Source organism: Methylobacterium sp. ap11, from assembly GCF_900110515.1.
In the GTDB taxonomy this organism is placed as follows: domain Bacteria; phylum Pseudomonadota; class Alphaproteobacteria; order Rhizobiales; family Beijerinckiaceae; genus Methylobacterium; species Methylobacterium ajmalii.
In genome coordinates this window covers 372,430-387,829 of the sequence record NZ_FOEB01000002.1, presented here as the reverse complement: position 1 = coordinate 387,829, position 15,400 = coordinate 372,430, and the positions used below count along the sequence as shown (strand labels likewise).

15 protein-coding genes are annotated in these 15,400 nt (G+C 71.1%); 6 read left to right on the top strand and 9 right to left on the bottom strand.

Annotated features, from left to right (window positions below):
* Window positions 1-167 precede the first annotated feature (167 nt).
* Window positions 168-995, top strand: coding sequence for an outer membrane protein (locus tag BMX97_RS04235; protein WP_091745699.1), 828 nt, complete (start codon window positions 168-170; stop codon window positions 993-995).
* 133 nt (window positions 996-1,128) lie between these two features.
* Here BMX97_RS04235 and BMX97_RS04230 read toward each other — a convergent pair whose 3' ends face one another.
* On the bottom strand, window positions 1,129-1,341 hold the full coding sequence (locus BMX97_RS04230) for a SlyX family protein (RefSeq protein ID WP_091745697.1): 213 nt from the start codon (window positions 1,339-1,341) through the stop codon (window positions 1,129-1,131).
* A 74-nt stretch (window positions 1,342-1,415) separates the two neighbouring features.
* On the bottom strand, window positions 1,416-2,708 hold the full coding sequence (locus tag BMX97_RS04225) for a L,D-transpeptidase family protein (RefSeq protein WP_091745695.1): 1,293 nt from the start codon (window positions 2,706-2,708) through the stop codon (window positions 1,416-1,418).
* 276 nt (window positions 2,709-2,984) lie between these two features.
* Here BMX97_RS04225 and BMX97_RS04220 point away from each other — a divergent pair, with 276 nt between their 5' ends.
* From BMX97_RS04220 to BMX97_RS04210, 3 genes are all read left to right on the top strand, one after another.
* Window positions 2,985-3,350, top strand: a complete 366-nt coding sequence (locus BMX97_RS04220) for a hypothetical protein (RefSeq protein ID WP_091745693.1) — start codon at window positions 2,985-2,987, stop codon at window positions 3,348-3,350.
* Window positions 3,351-3,411: 61 nt separating this feature from the next.
* Window positions 3,412-4,383 (top strand): copper chaperone PCu(A)C domain-containing protein, encoded by a 972-nt coding sequence (locus BMX97_RS04215; RefSeq protein WP_091745692.1) that lies wholly within the window; start codon window positions 3,412-3,414, stop codon window positions 4,381-4,383.
* Between the two features lie 392 nt (window positions 4,384-4,775).
* Complete coding sequence (locus BMX97_RS04210; protein WP_091745690.1) at window positions 4,776-6,884, top strand: TonB-dependent receptor family protein; 2,109 nt, start codon at window positions 4,776-4,778, stop codon at window positions 6,882-6,884.
* A 24-nt stretch (window positions 6,885-6,908) separates the two neighbouring features.
* On the opposite strand, the gene BMX97_RS04205 is transcribed toward BMX97_RS04210, so the two are convergent.
* The 7 genes from BMX97_RS04205 to BMX97_RS04175 all read right to left on the bottom strand — a co-directional run bounded on the left by BMX97_RS04205 (window position 6,909) and on the right by BMX97_RS04175 (window position 13,537).
* Window positions 6,909-7,658: a proteasome-type protease gene (locus BMX97_RS04205; protein ID WP_060848744.1), complete on the bottom strand. Its 750-nt coding sequence runs from the start codon at window positions 7,656-7,658 to the stop codon at window positions 6,909-6,911.
* Between the two features lie 144 nt (window positions 7,659-7,802).
* The gene (locus BMX97_RS04200; protein ID WP_091745688.1) at window positions 7,803-8,717 is read right to left on the bottom strand and encodes a transglutaminase family protein; all 915 of its coding nucleotides are present in this window, start codon (window positions 8,715-8,717) and stop codon (window positions 7,803-7,805) included.
* Window positions 8,718-8,837: 120 nt separating this feature from the next.
* The gene (locus BMX97_RS04195; protein ID WP_091745685.1) at window positions 8,838-9,782 is read right to left on the bottom strand and encodes an alpha-E domain-containing protein; all 945 of its coding nucleotides are present in this window, start codon (window positions 9,780-9,782) and stop codon (window positions 8,838-8,840) included.
* Between the two features lie 105 nt (window positions 9,783-9,887).
* Window positions 9,888-11,327: a circularly permuted type 2 ATP-grasp protein gene (locus BMX97_RS04190; protein WP_060848742.1), complete on the bottom strand. Its 1,440-nt coding sequence runs from the start codon at window positions 11,325-11,327 to the stop codon at window positions 9,888-9,890.
* A 188-nt stretch (window positions 11,328-11,515) separates the two neighbouring features.
* Complete coding sequence (radC, locus tag BMX97_RS04185; RefSeq protein ID WP_244538281.1) at window positions 11,516-12,217, bottom strand: RadC family protein; 702 nt, start codon at window positions 12,215-12,217, stop codon at window positions 11,516-11,518.
* A gap of 46 nt (window positions 12,218-12,263) precedes the next feature.
* Entirely contained in the window at window positions 12,264-13,097 is an 834-nt protein-coding gene (gene map, locus BMX97_RS04180) for a type I methionyl aminopeptidase (protein WP_091745681.1), read from the bottom strand.
* Between the two features lie 113 nt (window positions 13,098-13,210).
* Window positions 13,211-13,537 carry a DUF456 family protein gene (locus tag BMX97_RS04175; protein WP_091745679.1) on the bottom strand — a complete coding sequence of 109 codons (327 nt, stop codon included), beginning with the start codon at window positions 13,535-13,537 and terminating at the stop codon, window positions 13,211-13,213.
* A gap of 315 nt (window positions 13,538-13,852) precedes the next feature.
* Between BMX97_RS04175 and BMX97_RS04170 the strand changes: the two genes are divergently transcribed.
* Complete coding sequence (locus BMX97_RS04170; RefSeq protein WP_048428697.1) at window positions 13,853-14,110, top strand: zinc-finger domain-containing protein; 258 nt, start codon at window positions 13,853-13,855, stop codon at window positions 14,108-14,110.
* Between the two features lie 3 nt (window positions 14,111-14,113).
* Window positions 14,114-15,334, top strand: a complete 1,221-nt coding sequence (locus tag BMX97_RS04165) for an FAD-dependent oxidoreductase (RefSeq protein WP_244538271.1) — start codon at window positions 14,114-14,116, stop codon at window positions 15,332-15,334.
* Window positions 15,335-15,400 lie beyond the last annotated feature (66 nt).

Genomic DNA, 15,400 nt, shown 5'->3' with positions numbered 1-15,400 from the left:
GCACGAACTTCTGTGTCGTTCGGATCACTCGACGCGAGAAACCGAAGAGAAACCATCCGTATCTGCCAAGGAAGCACGGCACCGTGGCCTGTCAGCCCTAGGCAGCGCAGCGTTGCGGCGCCACGGATCGTCCGCCTTTTGATTGCACGAGAGGGAAACCGCGCTTCATGTTCAAGTCGTTGCTCACCGCCGGCGCCGCCGTCGCCCTGTCGGTCGGCGCCGCCTCGGCCGCCGACCTGCCGCGCCGGGTCGCGCCGCCGCCGGTCTTCACGCCGGTGCCGGTCTTCACCTGGACCGGGGCCTATTTCGGCATCAATGCCGGCTACGCCTATACGGAGGCCGATACCGTCCGCACGGTCGGCATCGGCGCGCTCCAGGCCAACGTGACCAACGGGCTTCGCCGCGAGGCGGTCCCGCTGGCGCAGGACGGCTTCACCGCCGGTGGCCAGGTCGGCTACAACTACCAGTTCACGCCCGGCTCCGGCATCGTCGTCGGCCTTGAGGCCGATGCAGCCTACACCGACCTGAACCGCCGCCGCACCGAGTCGATCTTCCTGCCGGCGTTCAACGCCAACCAGCTGACCAACACCTACCGGGCGGATCTGAGCTTCCTCGGCACGGTGCGGGGCCGGATCGGCTACGCCTTCGACCGGTTCCTGGTCTACGGGACCGGCGGCTTCGCCTACGGCGACGTGACCCAGACGGTCGCGTTCCAGACCGGCGTGCCGCAGACCTACTTCGGCAACCGCTCGCGGATCGAGACCGGCTACGCCTATGGCGGCGGCGTCGAGTACGCCCTGCCGACCGACTCGTTCCTGAACTTCTTCAAGTCGAATGCGGTGACGCTGAAGGCGGAATACATCCGCTACGACCTCGGCAGCCGCAACCTCCTGGTCGCCTCGACCGGCGGTCCCGGCGTCGGCTACATCTCGCGCTTCCGCACCGAGGGCAGCCTGGTGCGCGCGGGCCTGAACTTCAAGTTCGGCACGTTCTAGCGCATGTTTCGACGAGGCGGATGCCGGCTCGTCGAAGGAAATGCGGCAAAATCGAAAAGCTGGAGAGCTTCGCGATCGCGACGCGCTCTGGCGTCTGCTCCGCCCCGGGCTTCAGGCCCGGGGCGGTTCTCTTTCAGTAATGCGGCGGCGGGGGCTCGTCTCCGGCCTCGGCCGGCCGCTCGGCCATCTCGCGCACCCGCTCGCGCAGGGCGGCGAGGTGCCGCGTCAGGAGGTCGATCGCGCTCCACTGCTCGGTGACGATGCGGTTCAGGTCCTCGATCGTCGCGTCCTGGTGGGCGATACGGGCTTCCAGCGCGTCGAGGCGTGATTCGGGATCGGGGGTCATGAGGCGGTCCACTCACGTGAAAACGGCCCGGGCGCAAGCCCGGGCCGTTTTCGATTCAGGCCGTCGAACGGCGATCAGTTGGTCTGGTCGTCGTCGGGAGCGTCGGGGTTGAAGTTGCGCGGGCCGGCGGCGGCGGCGGCCATCGAGGCGGTCGGGGCGCCGGCGCCGTCGCGCTTGTAGATGTCGTCGCGGAACTGCACGAGGCCGTCCGGGGTCGACCAGGCGGTGATGTAGGTCCAGTAGACCGGGATCGGCGCCACTGGCCGGGCATCGACCCGCTGGCCGCCCTGGATGATCGCCTCGATCGTGTCCGGGTTGGCGTTCGGGGTGCCCTGCAGGATCCAGGACACGTATTCGCGCACGTTCTGCACGCGCACGCAGCCCGAGGAGACGAAGCGGAAATCGTCGCCGAAGATGCCCTTGGCCGGCGTGTCGTGCATGTAAACGCCGTGCGGGTTCGGGATGTTGATCCGCACGAAGCCCATCGAGTTCAGGTCGACGCCCGGATCCTGGCGGAAGCGGTAGCGGGTCGCCTCGTCGGAATGCCAGTTGACCTGGGACGGCGGGATCTCGCGGTCGCCGTTGAAGATGCGGATCTTGTTGTCGGTCAGGTAGGCCGGATCCTTCTGCATCTTCGGGATCAGGTCCTTCTTGATGATCGAGGCCGGCACCGTCCAGTAGGGGTTGAAGTTCACCTCCTGGATCTTGGCGTTCATGATCGGCGATTGACGGTCGATCTTGCCGACGCCGGCGGCGTGGCGGGTCGCGACGTGGTCGCCGTCGACCGTCTCGACGAGGGCCGCCGGGATGTTGACGATGACGTAGCGCTCGCCGAGGTTGCCCGAGTACGAGCGCAGGCGCACCGCGTTCAGCTCGAGCTGGCGCAGGCGCACGTCCGCCGGGACGTTCATCGCCTGGACGGTGGTGACGTTCATCGCACCGGTCTGGTTCAGGCCGTGGCGGGCCTGGAACCGGCGCACGCCGGCCTCGACGTAGGAATCGTAGACCGGCGAGGAGCCGGCCGCCGGGTCGAGGTCGCCGGAGACGATCAGGCGCTGGCGCAGGGCGGTAACCGCCGGGCTCTTCGAGCCGACGCGCAGGCGCTCGGCGCCCGCCACCGCCTGCCAGCCGCCGCGGGCGACGATGTCGCGGTAGCGCTCGACCATCTGCTCGGTCGCCGCCAGGGTCTGGGGCGAGAGGATCGGCGTGTTCGAGCGCTGCACGCGCATCGTGGCGGCGGAATCGTAGTTCTGCGCCCACTCAGCCTGGGCCGGCGCGCCGCCCCGGTCCTGGGCCAGGGCCGGGAAGGCGGTGGCGGCCAGGAGAGCCAGGCCGAGCGAACCGGTGAGGGAAACGCGTGTCAGCATGGGAAATCTGCTCTCGAACCTGTGACGCGGGGCGAATAGTTCGGCATCGTGCCGCTTGCGCCCCATTCTATGGCCCGTGACGGTGCCGGTGTGCGGTTAAGACTCCATGAGGAGCAGGCCAGATTGTGGCGCCGGGCGGGCGCCGCTGTGGAGCCTTCAGCTGGGCTGTGGACTGCGGCAATCGCGCAACAGGATACGGACGATGCGGCTGTGGATCCCGGGCCCTGGACATTCCGCACCATGGCGCGACCGCGACGCCTGGGCTATGTCGGACGCATGAACGATCTGAGGCACGGACGGAGCGGGAGGACGGCGCGGTGGCGCGCGGTCGCCGCCGTGCTGTCGCTCTACGGTCTCGTGCTCCAGGCCTTCCTCACCGGCCTGTCGCCGGTGCCGGCCGCCGCGGGCGCCGGCATCATCTGCCAATCCCATCAAGGGGCCGGCGGGAGCGAGGCGGTCGCCCACGCCCATGCCTGCTGCACCGTCGCCTGCCCGGGGCTCGCCGCCCCGCCGGAGCCGGCCGTCGCCGAGGCCTGGCCCGCCCGCACGGCGACCGACCTGTCCTGGCCCGGCGAGGCCGCCGCGCCGATCCGCGGCCCGCCCGCCCGTCCCGCCTCCGCCCGCGGTCCACCGGCCGCGTGACGCCCATCGGGCAGCGCCGCTGCCCATGCCCCGTCACGCTCGTTCCCGGACCCGACCTCCCATGACCTTTTCGCTCCGCGCCGGCCTCGCCGCCGCGCTCTCCCTCGCCGCCGCCCCCGCCCTCGCCCACGCCGTCCTGGCGGTCACGCAGGCAAGCCCGAACCAGACCTATCGCGGCGTGGTCCAGATCGGGCACGGCTGCGACGGCCGGGCCACCAAGTCCGTCACGGTCACGATCCCCGAGGGCGTGATCGCCGCCAAGCCGATGCCGAAGGCCGGCTGGGAGCTCGCCACCGCGAAGGGGCCGTACGCCCGCGCCTACCCGTCCTACCACGGCACCGTCGCCGAGGGCGTGAAGACGATCACCTGGACGGGGGCGCTGCCGGACGACCAGTACGACGAGTTCGTCTTCCAGGCCCGCCTCACCGACGCCGTGGCGCCGGGTGGCACGGTCTACTTCCCGGTGCGCCAGGATTGCGACGGCGCCGTCGCCGACTGGCGCGAGATCCCGGCCGCCGGCCAGTCCGCCCGCGACCTGAAATCGCCCGCCCCGGGCGTGCGGATCGTGGCCGCCGCCACCGCGGCTCCCGCCGCCGCGCCGATGGCTGCCCCCGCGACCGTCAAGGCCGGCGACCTCGCCATCACGGCGCCGTGGATCCGGGCGACGCCCGGCGGCGCCAAGGTGGCCGGCGGCTATCTCGAGGTCACCAATACCGGCAAGGAGCCGGACCGGCTGCTCTCGGCCTCGATCCCGCTCGCGGCCCGCGGCGAGGTGCACCAGATGTCGATGGACAAGGGTGTCGCCAAGATGGCGCCGGTGGAGGGCGGCCTCGTCGTCAAGCCGGGCGAGACCGTGGCGCTGAAGCCCGGCGGCTACCACCTGATGTTCCTCGACCTGAAGGGACCCGCCAAGGCCGGCGAGACCCTGGAGGGCACCCTCACCTTCGAGCGCGCCGGCACCGTCCCGGTCCGCTTCGCCGTCGGCGCCATCGGGGCGTCGGCGCCGGAGGCGGGCGGCCACCACCATCATTGATGGGGCGGCTGGAGCCTGGCTGGATCGTACGGCGTTCCCCTCCGCTTGAGCCGCAGGGCTGATCGGACAACGGGGAAGGCGCGGATCTCCCCTCTCCTGGCATGCCGGGGTTGCCCGATATCGCCTGGAGAGAGAATCCCGCGGTCGATCTCCTAAGCGTTGCCGCGTCCGGTCCTGCGAGAGCGCTAAGTCGGACTCCGCCGGCACAGCGCTCGGGTCTTAAAGCCCAGGTCTTAAAGCCCAAGTCTCAAAGCCCAAGACGACACCGGTTGGCGCGACTTTCGACCGATCTCTCCTCGATCGGCGCGCAACCTCCAATTCGAGAACTCCCTTCCCCTCGCCCGCGCCGTCGAGCCCCTCCCCGGCTCCGGCCCGCGAAAGGTCGCGCCGTCATGTCCCTCGTTCTCCGGGGCGGCTCCGTACTGCCCGCTCTCCTCTGCCTCGCTTCTCCAGCCTCCGCCCAGCCGACGGCTGGCGCCCTGCCCCTCGAACAGATCGAGGTGGCGGGCCCCACCGTCGCTGCGGCCGGGGGCGGCTCGCTCACCGTTCCCTCGGTGGCCGAGCAGCGCCGCAGCCTCAACCAGACCGTCGGCTCGGTCGGGTTCGTCGACGCGGCCGACATCCAGAACCGCTACGCCAACACCCTGCGCGACGTGATCAAGGACGTGCCGGGCGTCACCGTACAGGAGCGCTACGGCCAGGAGGTGCGCCTCTCGATCCGCGGCTCGGGCGTCGCCCGCGGCTTCCACCTGCGCGGCATCGAGCTGCTGCAGGACGGGATTCCACTCAACCTCGCCGACGGGTCCGGCGACTTCTACCAGGTCGATCCGCTCGCCCTGCGGTCGGTCGAGGTCTACAAGGGCGGCAACGCCCTGACCTTCGGCGCGACGACGCTCGGCGGCGCGGTCAACCTCGTCACGCCGACCGCCCGCACGGCGCTGGCGCCGACCATCGTGCGGATCGACGGCGGCAGCTTCAACGCGGTGCGGGAGAATTTCCAGGTCTCGCGGGTCGTCGGCCCGGCGGACTTTCTCGTCAACGGCACGATCACCAACGCCGACGGCTTTCGCCAGCACGAGGTGCAGCGGACGCAGAACTTCAATGCCAATCTCGGCTACCAGATCGCTCCCGGCGTCGAGACCCGGTTCTATGCCGGCCTCTACTTCACCGACCAGAAGCTTCCCGGCGCGCTCACCCTCGACGAATCGCTGCGCACGCCCCGAATCGCCAACCCGGCGGCGTTGTCCGGCAACCAGTCGCGCCAGGTCGCGACCGAGCGGATCGCCAACCGGACCTCGTTCCTCCTCGACGTCGGCAAGCTCGACATCGATTCCTGGGCGATCCACAAGTCGCTCTACCACCCGATCTTCCAGGTCATCGACCAGGACGGCTGGACCTACGGCGTCTCGCCGCACTGGGCCGGCACCTTCGACGTGGCGGGATTTCGCAACGACACGATTTTGGGCCTGCGCGCCTATGCCGGCCAGAACACCGCGCTGCAATTCGTGAACGTGGCGGGAAACCGCGGCGCGCAGACCCGCAACAGCCTGCAGAGCGCCTCGAGCCTGGAAGCCTATGGCGAGAACCGGTTCTGGTTCCTGCCCGACGTGGCGCTGATGACCGGCGCCAAGCTGTTTTCGGCCAACCGCACCTATAGCGACAAGGGCGGCCTGCCCGGCAACCTCGCGGCGCAGTTCGCCAACAGCACCTACGAGGGCGTGAACCCGAAGATCGGCCTGCTCTGGCAGGCCCTGCCCGACCTCCAGGTCTTCGGCGACCTCACCCGCTCGCGCGACGTGCCGGATTTCTCCGATCTCGTGCAGTCGAATGCGGCCAACACCACCTTCGTGCCGCTCCAGGCCCAGCGCGCCTGGACGGTGGAGGCCGGCGCCCGCGGGCGGATCGACCGCCTCGGCTTCGACGTGACGGTGTATCGGGCCGAGATCCGCGACGAGCTGATCAACTTCTCGATCAATGCGGGCCTCGGCATCCCGGCCGCGACCTTCAACGCGCCGCGCACCCGCCACCAGGGCGTCGAGGCGGCTGTCTCCCTCGATCTCGTCCGCGACCTCACCGGCGTCGGCGACAGCCTGACGCTGACCCAGATCTGGACCCGCAACGACTTCCGCTTCGTGCGCGATCCGGTCTATGGCGACAACCGGATCGCCGGCCTGCCGCGCGACGTCCTGCGCACGGTGCTGGCCTATGCGCGCGGCTCGTTCACGCTCGCGCCGTCGCTCGACTGGGTGCCGACCGGCGCCTTCGCCGATCACGCCAACACCCTGCGGGCGCCGGGCTACGCCCTCGTCGGCCTGCAGGCCTCGGTCAGTGTCGATCCCGGCCTGACTCTCTTCCTCGACGCCCGCAACCTTACCGACGCGCGCTACGTCTCAGACGTCTCGGCGGTGACCAACGCCGCGGCGCTCACCGGCAGCGCCGCCCGGATCTTCTATCCGGGCGACGGGCGCAGCGTGTTCGCGGGGCTGCGCGGCACGTTCTGACGCGGACGGTGCCCGCGGGCGAGCCTACTTCGCCCCCGGCCCGTAGGGCGGCCGCGGGATCGCCCGGTGGGCGGCCCGCAGGGCCGCCGACCAGCGCTCGCGCAGGTCGTGGAAGTAGGGCTCGCCGGCCTCGATCCGGTGCAGCACCTCGGTGTCGCAGGTGTTGCGGCGGATGACCGCGAGGTCGATCGGCAGGCCGACGCCGAGGTTCGACCGCATGGTCGAATCCATCGAGACGAGGCCGACCTTGAGAGCGTCGTAGATGTCGGTCTTGAAGGTCACGGCGCGGTCGAGGATCGGCTTGCCGTATTTGTGCTCGCCGATCTGCAGGAACGGCGCGTCCTGGCTGCAGGCGATGAAGTTGCCGGCCGAGTAGATCATATAGAGCCGCATCGGCCCGTCGCCGATCTGGCCGCCGAACAGGAACGACACCTCGAAGCGCAGCTGCGCCGCCTCGAACCCGGCGCGCTCGATCGCCCGCACCTTGCGGATCGCGCGGCCGATGAGCTGGGCGGCGCGGAACATCGTCGGCGCGTCGTAGATCGTCTCGGGCTTGCCGGTGTCGGGGTCCTCGACGCCCTCGGTCAGGAGCGAGAGCACCGACTGGGTCACCGAGAGGTTGCCGGCGGATGCGAGCGCCAGCACCCGCTCCCCGGGCTTGGTGAACATGTGGAGCTTGCGGTAGGTCGAGATGTCGTCGAGCCCCGCATTCGTGCGGGTGTCGGCGATCATGACGAGACCCTCCTCCACCAGGATCCCGACGCAATAGGTCATGATTCACCGCCCCCCGGCGATCGTCAGGCGGGCGGTCCGGCACCGCGCGCGGCGCCACCCTGGCTCAGGCCGTATCGCGAATCCAGCCGAATTCGTTGACGCCGCGTGAGGTGGCGCCCGCCTATCGCGGCGGTGCCACAGAGGTCAGCCGGCCTGGGCCTGGCGCTGGACGGCGCGGCCGGGCGCGACGGCGTCGGTTTCGCGGTCGTCCTCGCCCGTCGCCGGGTTCTGGCTCTGCTGGGCCTGCGCCTGGGCGCGGGCGTCGTCGACCCGGACCCGGACCGTCATGGTCTCGGTGCCGCCGCCGGTGCGGCTGCCGCGGACCGGGGCGGCGTCGAGGTAGTCGAGGCCGATCGTCACCCGCAGGTGGGTCTCGGTCACCGCAATGCCGTGGGCGGGATCGAACCCGACCCAGCCGAGATCCGGCACCCGGGCCTCGACCCAGGCATGGCCGGCCTCCTGCTCGGGAGCGTCGGGCCGCCAGCAATAGCCCGAGACGTAGCGCACCGGGATCTCGAGGTGGCGCGCCGCCGCGATGAAGACGTGGGCGAGGTCCTGGCCGACGCCCTTGCGCAGGGCGAAGGCCTCCGCCGCCGTGGTGGCGGCCCCGGTCGGGCCGGGCGCGTAGTCGACCGTCTGGTGAACGCCGGCAAGCAGCCGGTGCAGCCGGTCGAGCCGGTCGCTCGCACCGCCGGCGACCTCCTCGGCGAAGGTCCGGATCGCCTCGTCGGCGACGGCGAAGCGCGATTCGCGCAGGTAGAACGGGTCGGGCAGCCACTCGGAGATGCCGCGCATCACCCCGTGGGTCTCGGTGGTGTCGACCTCCCCGACGACGCGGATCGCCAGGGCCTCCTCGGGCCCGTCGGCGCTGAAGACGTGGACGATGTTGCCGAAGCCGTCCTCGCGCCGGACCAGGCGGCCGTCCACCGTCGGCTCGATGCGCCAGGAGCGGACGTGCTGCCCGTCATGGTCCCGCGGCGTCAGCCGCAGCATCTGGATCAGGTTCCGGGCCGGGTTGTCGTACTGGTAGACCGTCTCGTGGACGACGCGGATGCGCATGGGATCGCGAAGCTCGCTGTCACGATAAAAGCTGGGCCGTGCGGAGCGGTGCTATACACCCTCCCGCGCGAGGGGGGAACCGGAGGGCGTCCCCCATCCCTGCCCCCGACCCGGCGGGGCTCACACGAGATACTGCTCGATGATCGCCGCCCCGAGGCGGTTGTTCTCGGCGATGAACTCCTCGATGAACTCGTGCAGGCCGGAGGCGAAGATCTCCTCCACCGTCAGGTCGTCGAGCCTCGCCAGCATGCCGCGGGCGAGGCGCTGGCTCGGCCCGTGGCGGCCATACGCATCGGCGATGAGGTCGAGGTTGCGCACCAGCATGCCGTAGCAATTGGCGAGCGAGCGCGGCATCTCCCGGTTGAGGATCAGGAGGTCGGCTACCAGCCAGGGCTTGATGCTCTCGCGGTAGACCCAGTGATAGGCGGTGAGCGCCGAGACCTCGCGCAGGATCGTGGTCCACTGGAAGTAGTCGAGGCTGCCGCCGACCCGCTCGGTCTCGGGCAGGAGGACGTGGTACTTCACGTCGAGGATGCGGGCGGTGTTGTCGGCGCGCTCGATGGCGATGCCGAGCCGGGTGAACCAGAACGCGTCGTTGCGCAGCATCGTCCGGTAGGCCGAGCCGTCGAAGGCGAGCGACACGCCCTTCACCCAGTCGAGGAAGCGGGCGAACTCCTCCCGGGTCATGTCCCGGCCCTCGAAGCTGCGCAGGTGCAGGTAGGCCTCGTTGATCGCCTCCCACATCTCGCTCGTCAGCGCCGTGCGCACGCTGCGGGCGTTCTCGCGGGCGGTCTGCAGGCAGGACCGGATCGAGGACGGGTTGTTGGGGCTGAAGGCCAGGAAGTCGCGGACGGTGTGCTCGTTGACGCTGTCGTAGAGCGGGCGGAACAGCTCGATGTTGCCGGCCGAGGCGAGCGCGGATTCCCACTCGTTCGCGTCGCTGCCGCCGTAATTGGCCGGCAGGGCCGAGAGGCGGAGCGCCGCATCGAGGATGCGGGCGACGAAGTCGGCGCGCTCGGCGTAGCGCGAGAGCCAGTAGAGGTTGTCGGCGGTGCGGGAGAGCATGGCGGCGGAAGGAGGCTCACGCTGTGGCGGTGCGGGCGGACCGGGCCGGGCGCGGGGGCGCACGGCCGGGTCCTGAATGCGGGGCGGGCGGCGCGGGGCCGCGGTTCAGCCGTCGAGCACCCAGGTGTCCTTGGTGCCGCCGCCCTGGCTCGAATTGACCACGAGCGACCCCTCCTTGAGCGCCACGCGGGTGAGACCGCCCGGCACGATGCGGATGTCGTCGGCGCCCGCGAGCACGAAGGGCCGCAGGTCGACGTGGCGGGGCGCGACGCCGGAGGCGACGAAGGTCGGGCAGGTCGAGAGCGCCAGCGTCGGCTGGGCGATGAAGCCGTCCGGCGCGTGGCGCAGCTTGCGGCCGAACTCCTCGATCTCGCGCTTGGTGGCGTGGGGGCCCACCAGCATGCCGTAGCCGCCCGAGCCGTTGACCTCCTTGACCACGAGGTCCCCGAGATTGGCGAGCACGTGCGACAGCGCCTCCTTCTCGCGGCAGCGCCAGGTCGGCACGTTGTGCAGGATCGGCTCCTCGCCGGTGAAGAAGCGCACGATCTCCGGCATGTAGCTGTAGACCGCCTTGTCGTCGGCGATGCCGGTGCCGACGGCGTTCGCCAGCGTGACGTTGCCACTCTGGTAGGCGCTCATCAGCCCCGGCACGCCGAGGACCGAATCGGGCCGGAACACCAGGGGGTCGAGGAAGTCGTCGTCGATCCGGCGGTAGATCACGTCGACCCGGCGCGGGCCCTCGGTGGTCCGCATGTAGACCACGTCGTCCTTGGTGAAGAGGTCGGAGGCCTCGACGAGGTCGACGCCGAGCTTGTCGGCCAGGAACGAGTGCTCGTAGAAGGCCGAGTTGAACCGGCCGGGGGTGAGCAGCACCACGCTCGGGTCGCGGGCGGCGCGCATCGGCGCGAGGCTGCGCAGGGTGGCGAGCAGCGCGTCCGGATAGGCCTCGACCGGGGAGACCCGGTGCTTGGAAAACAGCTCGGGGAAGAGCCGCAGCATCACCTCGCGGTTCTCCAGCATGTAGGAGACCCCCGACGGCGTGCGGGCGTTGTCCTCCAGCACGAAGAACTGGTCTTCGCCGGTGCGCACGATGTCGATGCCGGCGATGTGGACGTACTTGCCGTGCGGCACCTCGAAGTCCCGCATCTCCAGCCGGTAATGCGGGTTGCGGTAGACGAGGTCGCCCGGGATGATCCCGGCCTTGATGCATTCCTGCGGGCCGTAGATGTCGGCCAGGAACATGTTGAGCGCGGTGACGCGCTGCTTGAGGCCGCGCTCCAGGAAGCCCCATTCGGGCTTGGTCAGCACCCGCGGGATGATGTCGAACGGGATCAGCCGCTCGGTCGACTCGTTGTCGCCGTAGACCGCGAAAGTGATGCCGATCCGGCGGAAGAACAATTCCGCCTGGCTGCGCCGCGTGTCGAATTGCTCGGGCGGAGTCGTGTCGAGCCAGGTCTTGAGCGCCGCGTACGCCTCGCGCACGGCGGCCGGGTCCAGTCCGCTCTCCTGGGCACCCGTCATCTCGTTGAACGCACTGAGCGGCATGGGCGTCCCTCTGTTTGCGCCGAAGCTAGACGCAAGACGGGGGCCAAGGCAAAGGAAATGCGTCCTCTCCCGCCCGGCGTCACCGCTCTTTGCGCAGGGTCAGGCGGGACGGAGCCGGCGCGGCCGGTGCCGGCGCGAATCTGATGAAATTTTAGGCGAAATTTGGCCGCGGGATCGGTCGCGCGCCGTCAGATCAGCTTCAGCCCGCGGAAGCTCGCATGGCCCTCGCGACCGACGATGATGTGGTCGTGGACCACGATGCCGAGGGGGCCGGCCACCGCGACGATGTCCCGGGTCATCTTGATGTCGGCCTGGGACGGCGTCGGGTCGCCCGAGGGGTGGTTGTGGACGAGGATCAGGGCGGTGGCGGAAAGTTCGAGGGCGCGCCGCACCACCTCGCGGGGATAGACCGGGGTGTGGTCGACGGTGCCGCGGCCCTGGACCTCGTCGGCGATCAGGCGGTTGCGCTTGTCGAGGAAGAGGAGCCGGAACTCCTCGCGCGGCGCGAACGCCATCGCGGCGCGGCAGTAATCGATCACGGCGGCCCAGGACGACAGGAGCGTGCGCTCGGCCACCGCGCCGCGGGCGAGGCGCCGGCCGGCCGCCTCCATGATCTTGAGGTCGGTGACGACGGCGGGGCCGATCCCGTCGACCTCCATCAGCCGCTCGGGCGGGGCGCTGATCACCTCGGCGAAGCTGCCGAAGCGGGCGATCAGCGCTTTGGCGATGGGCTTCACGTCCCGGCGCGGGATGGCGCGAAAGAGCACCAGTTCGAGGAACTCGTAGTCGGGCAGCGTGTCGCCCTGCGCGAAGCGGGCGCGCAGGCGGTCGCGGTGGCCGTGGTAGTGCGGCTCCTCGGCCTTCGGCGGGGCCACGGCGGGCGCGCCCATCTCCGCGAAACCCGGATCGCTGCGGGGCGGGCGGGCCATGGCGCGCTCAGGCGGTGGCGGCGGTGTCGATCGGCTTGTCCAGCCCCTTGGGCGAGAGCGTGAAGATCTCGAATCCGGTCTCGGTCACCGCCACGGTATGCTCGAACTGCGCCGAGAGCGAGCGGTCGCGGGTCACCGCCGTCCAGCCGTCGGCCAGCACCTTCACGTGCGGGCGGCCGAGGTTGATCATCGGCTCGACGGTGAAGAACTGGCCCGGCTTCAGGGCGACGCTGTAGCTCGGCTCGACGTAGTGCAGGATGGTCGGCGCGTCGTGGTAGGTCCGGCCGAGGCCGTGGCCGCAGAAGTCGCGCACCACCGAGCAGCGCTCGCCCTCCGCAAAGGCCTGGATCGCCGCGCCGATGTCGTTGGTGGTGCCGCCCGGCTTGATCGCCGCGATGCCGAGCATCAGCGCCTCGTGGGTGATCTCGCACAGACGCGCCGCCTTGCGGGGCACCTCTCCGACATAGGCCATGCGGCTCGAATCGCCGTGCCAGCCGTCGACGATCAGGCAGATGTCGAGGTTGACGATGTCGCCCTCGCGTAGGGGCTTGTCGTTCGGGATGCCGTGGCAGACGACGTGGTTGATCGAGGTGCAGATCGACTTCGGGTAGCCGCGGTAATGCAGCGAGGCCGGGTAGGCGCCGTGGTCCATCGCGAAGGTATAGGCGAGGCGGTCGAGCGCCTCGGTGGTGACGCCGGGCGCCACCGCCTCCATCAGGAGGTCCAGGGCCTCGGCGGTGAGCCGGCCGGCCTTGCGCATGCCCTCGAAGGCCTCGGGGCCGTGGATCGGCGGCTCCTGCCGGCGGCCGTCCTTGACCGCACTCTGCTCGTCACGACTCATCGGGGGCCCGAAAAAGATGCTGCTGGCGCGGCGTGGGATGCCGTTCGATGTAGGGGGTTCCGGCGACGAAGCCAAGGACCCGAGAAGCCAAGGACCCGAAACGATCCGCGCGCTCAGCGCGGATCGACCCAGGCCCGCGGCCGGCCCCCCTCGCGCTGGGCGATCCGGGCCACCGGACGCGGCGCGGCGTACCGCGCGGCGACGTTGTGGCGGCGCGCCCGCCGGGCGACCCGGCGCGGGCGCCGGCCCGATTCGCCCCAGGCGGCGCCGACGACCCCGCCCACCACCGCGCCGATCGGCCCGGCGACGAGGGCGCCCGCCACCGCACCGGCCCCGGCGCCGACGACGGTGCGGCTCTGCGCCTGCGCGGCCGGCGCGGCCAGCAGGGAGGCGCCGAGGGCGGCGGCGAGGAGGGCGAGCCTCGGCGGGAAGCGGGTCACGGGCGATCCTCTCGTATGATGAAGCCTTGTCGGGGCCCCGATGCCGCAGGACCGTGACCAAACGGCGGCGGATGGCCCCGGGCGGCGCCTGCCCGCGCCCGCACCCCCAGAGAGCTTCACGATCGCGTTGCGATCGCGAAGCTCTCTAGGATTTTGATTTTGCCGCATTTTCGTCGACGAACCGGCATCCACTTCGTCGGAAAATGCTCTAGGCGCGGCGCCGCCGAGGGGCTAGGAGAGCGCGAGGATCGGGGCCCCCGCGCCCCGCGACAGGATCGGGGCGCCACGCCCCGCGCAGTCAGGAACCCGGACGCGATGGCAGACAAGGCGGTCCCGCACTTCCACAACCAGGACGGCGTCCAGGTCATCCAGGTGGGCTCGAAGGAGTTCATGTGCATCGGCGCGCTGCCGCCGTTCGACCATCCCCACGTCTTCCTCGACATGGGCGCCGATTCCGAGATCATCTGCCAGTACTGCTCGACGCTGTACCGCTACAACCCGAGCCTGAAGGCCGGGACCGCGGCGCCGGCCTCCAGCGTCTGGGACGACCGCGCTCGCCTCGCGGCCGAGTAGGCGTTGGCGCTCCCCCCCGCGCAGGGACGGCCGGTCGCCGACCGGCCGGGCCTGCGCGTCGCGATCGTCGGGGCCGGTATCGGCGGCCTGACCGCCGCCCTGGCGCTCGCCGCCCGCGGCCACGCGGTGACCCTCGTCGAGCGCCGCACTGCCTTCAGCGAGGTCGGGGCGGGCCTGCAGCTCTCCCCCAATGCCAGCCGGGTCCTGACCGATCTCGGCCTCGGCCTGCCGCTGCGCCGCGTCGCCGGCGAGCCGGAGCGGGTGCGCATCCGCGGCATCGCGCACGGCCGCGAGATCGGCGAAATCGCCCTCGGCGCCGCGATGCGCGAGCGGTTCGGCGCGCCCTACTGGGTCGTTCACCGCGCCGACCTCCAGACCATCCTGCTCGACGCCGCCCGCGGCCGCCCCGGCATCCGCCTGCTCGTCGGCCGCACCGTCGCGGGCGTGCGCGACGCCCCCGACCACGCCACCCTGACGCTCACCAGCGACGGTGGCCGCAGCGAGACCCTGGAGGCCGACCTCGTGGTGGCGGCCGACGGCGTGCGCTCGGCCCTGCGCGCCGCCCTCGACCGACGGCCCTTGCGCCCCCGCGGCGAATCGGCCTGGCGCGCCACCCTCCCGCGCGAGGCGGTGCCCGAGGTTTTTCTCGCCGACGAGACCGGCCTGTGGCTCGGCCCGCGCCGCCACGTCGTGCATTACCCGATCAATGCCGGGCGCCGGCTCAACCTCGTGGCGGTGATGCCCGACCAGCCCGGCGGCGAGGACTGGGCCGGGGCGGGCGACCCCGCGCGCCTGCGCGCCGCCTTCGCGGATGCCGTCCCGCCGCTCGCCGACCTGCTCGCCCGGCCCGAATCCTGGCTGGTCTGGCCGCTTACCGACCGCGCCGCCGCCCGCCCGATGGCCCGCGGCCGGATCGCGCTTCTGGGGGATGCCGCCCATCCCGTACTGCCCTTCCTGGCCCAGGGCGCCGCCATGGCGATCGAGGACGCCGCGGTGCTGGCCCACAGCCTCGAGGCCGACCGGCCGGTGCCGGCCGCCCTGTCCGCCTACGCGGCCGCCCGGGTCGAGCGGGTGCGCCTGATCCAGAGTCACGCCCGCCGCAACGGCCGCGTCTACCACGCCGGCCCCCTTGTCGCGGCCGCCCGCGACCTCGTGATGGGACGCCTGCGGCCCGAGCAGATGACCGAGCGCTACGCCTGGCTCTACGGCTGGCGTCCGACCTGAGGGTTGCAAGACCGCGACGGGGCCTTGATCTGGGCCCCGCCCCCGGCTAACCCGGACGGATCGGGC

Bases quoted from the DNA above. Each gene is read 5' to 3' on its own strand.
- BMX97_RS04210 (WP_091745690.1), top strand. From the start codon at position 4,776: ATGTCCCTCGTTCTCCGGGGCGGCTCCGTACTGCCCGCTCTCCTCTGC.
- BMX97_RS04170 (WP_048428697.1), top strand. From the start codon at position 13,853: ATGGCAGACAAGGCGGTCCCGCACTTCCACAACCAGGACGGCGTCCAG.
- BMX97_RS04190 (WP_060848742.1), bottom strand. From the start codon at position 11,327: ATGCCGCTCAGTGCGTTCAACGAGATGACGGGTGCCCAGGAGAGCGGA.
- BMX97_RS04220 (WP_091745693.1), top strand. From the start codon at position 2,985: ATGAACGATCTGAGGCACGGACGGAGCGGGAGGACGGCGCGGTGGCGC.
- BMX97_RS04205 (WP_060848744.1), bottom strand. From the start codon at position 7,658: ATGACCTATTGCGTCGGGATCCTGGTGGAGGAGGGTCTCGTCATGATC.
- BMX97_RS04200 (WP_091745688.1), bottom strand. From the start codon at position 8,717: ATGCGCATCCGCGTCGTCCACGAGACGGTCTACCAGTACGACAACCCG.
- BMX97_RS04215 (WP_091745692.1), top strand. From the start codon at position 3,412: ATGACCTTTTCGCTCCGCGCCGGCCTCGCCGCCGCGCTCTCCCTCGCC.
- radC (WP_244538281.1), bottom strand. From the start codon at position 12,217: ATGGGCGCGCCCGCCGTGGCCCCGCCGAAGGCCGAGGAGCCGCACTAC.
- BMX97_RS04225 (WP_091745695.1), bottom strand. From the start codon at position 2,708: ATGCTGACACGCGTTTCCCTCACCGGTTCGCTCGGCCTGGCTCTCCTG.
- BMX97_RS04230 (WP_091745697.1), bottom strand. From the start codon at position 1,341: ATGACCCCCGATCCCGAATCACGCCTCGACGCGCTGGAAGCCCGTATC.
- map (WP_091745681.1), bottom strand. From the start codon at position 13,097: ATGAGTCGTGACGAGCAGAGTGCGGTCAAGGACGGCCGCCGGCAGGAG.
- BMX97_RS04235 (WP_091745699.1), top strand. From the start codon at position 168: ATGTTCAAGTCGTTGCTCACCGCCGGCGCCGCCGTCGCCCTGTCGGTC.
- BMX97_RS04195 (WP_091745685.1), bottom strand. From the start codon at position 9,782: ATGCTCTCCCGCACCGCCGACAACCTCTACTGGCTCTCGCGCTACGCC.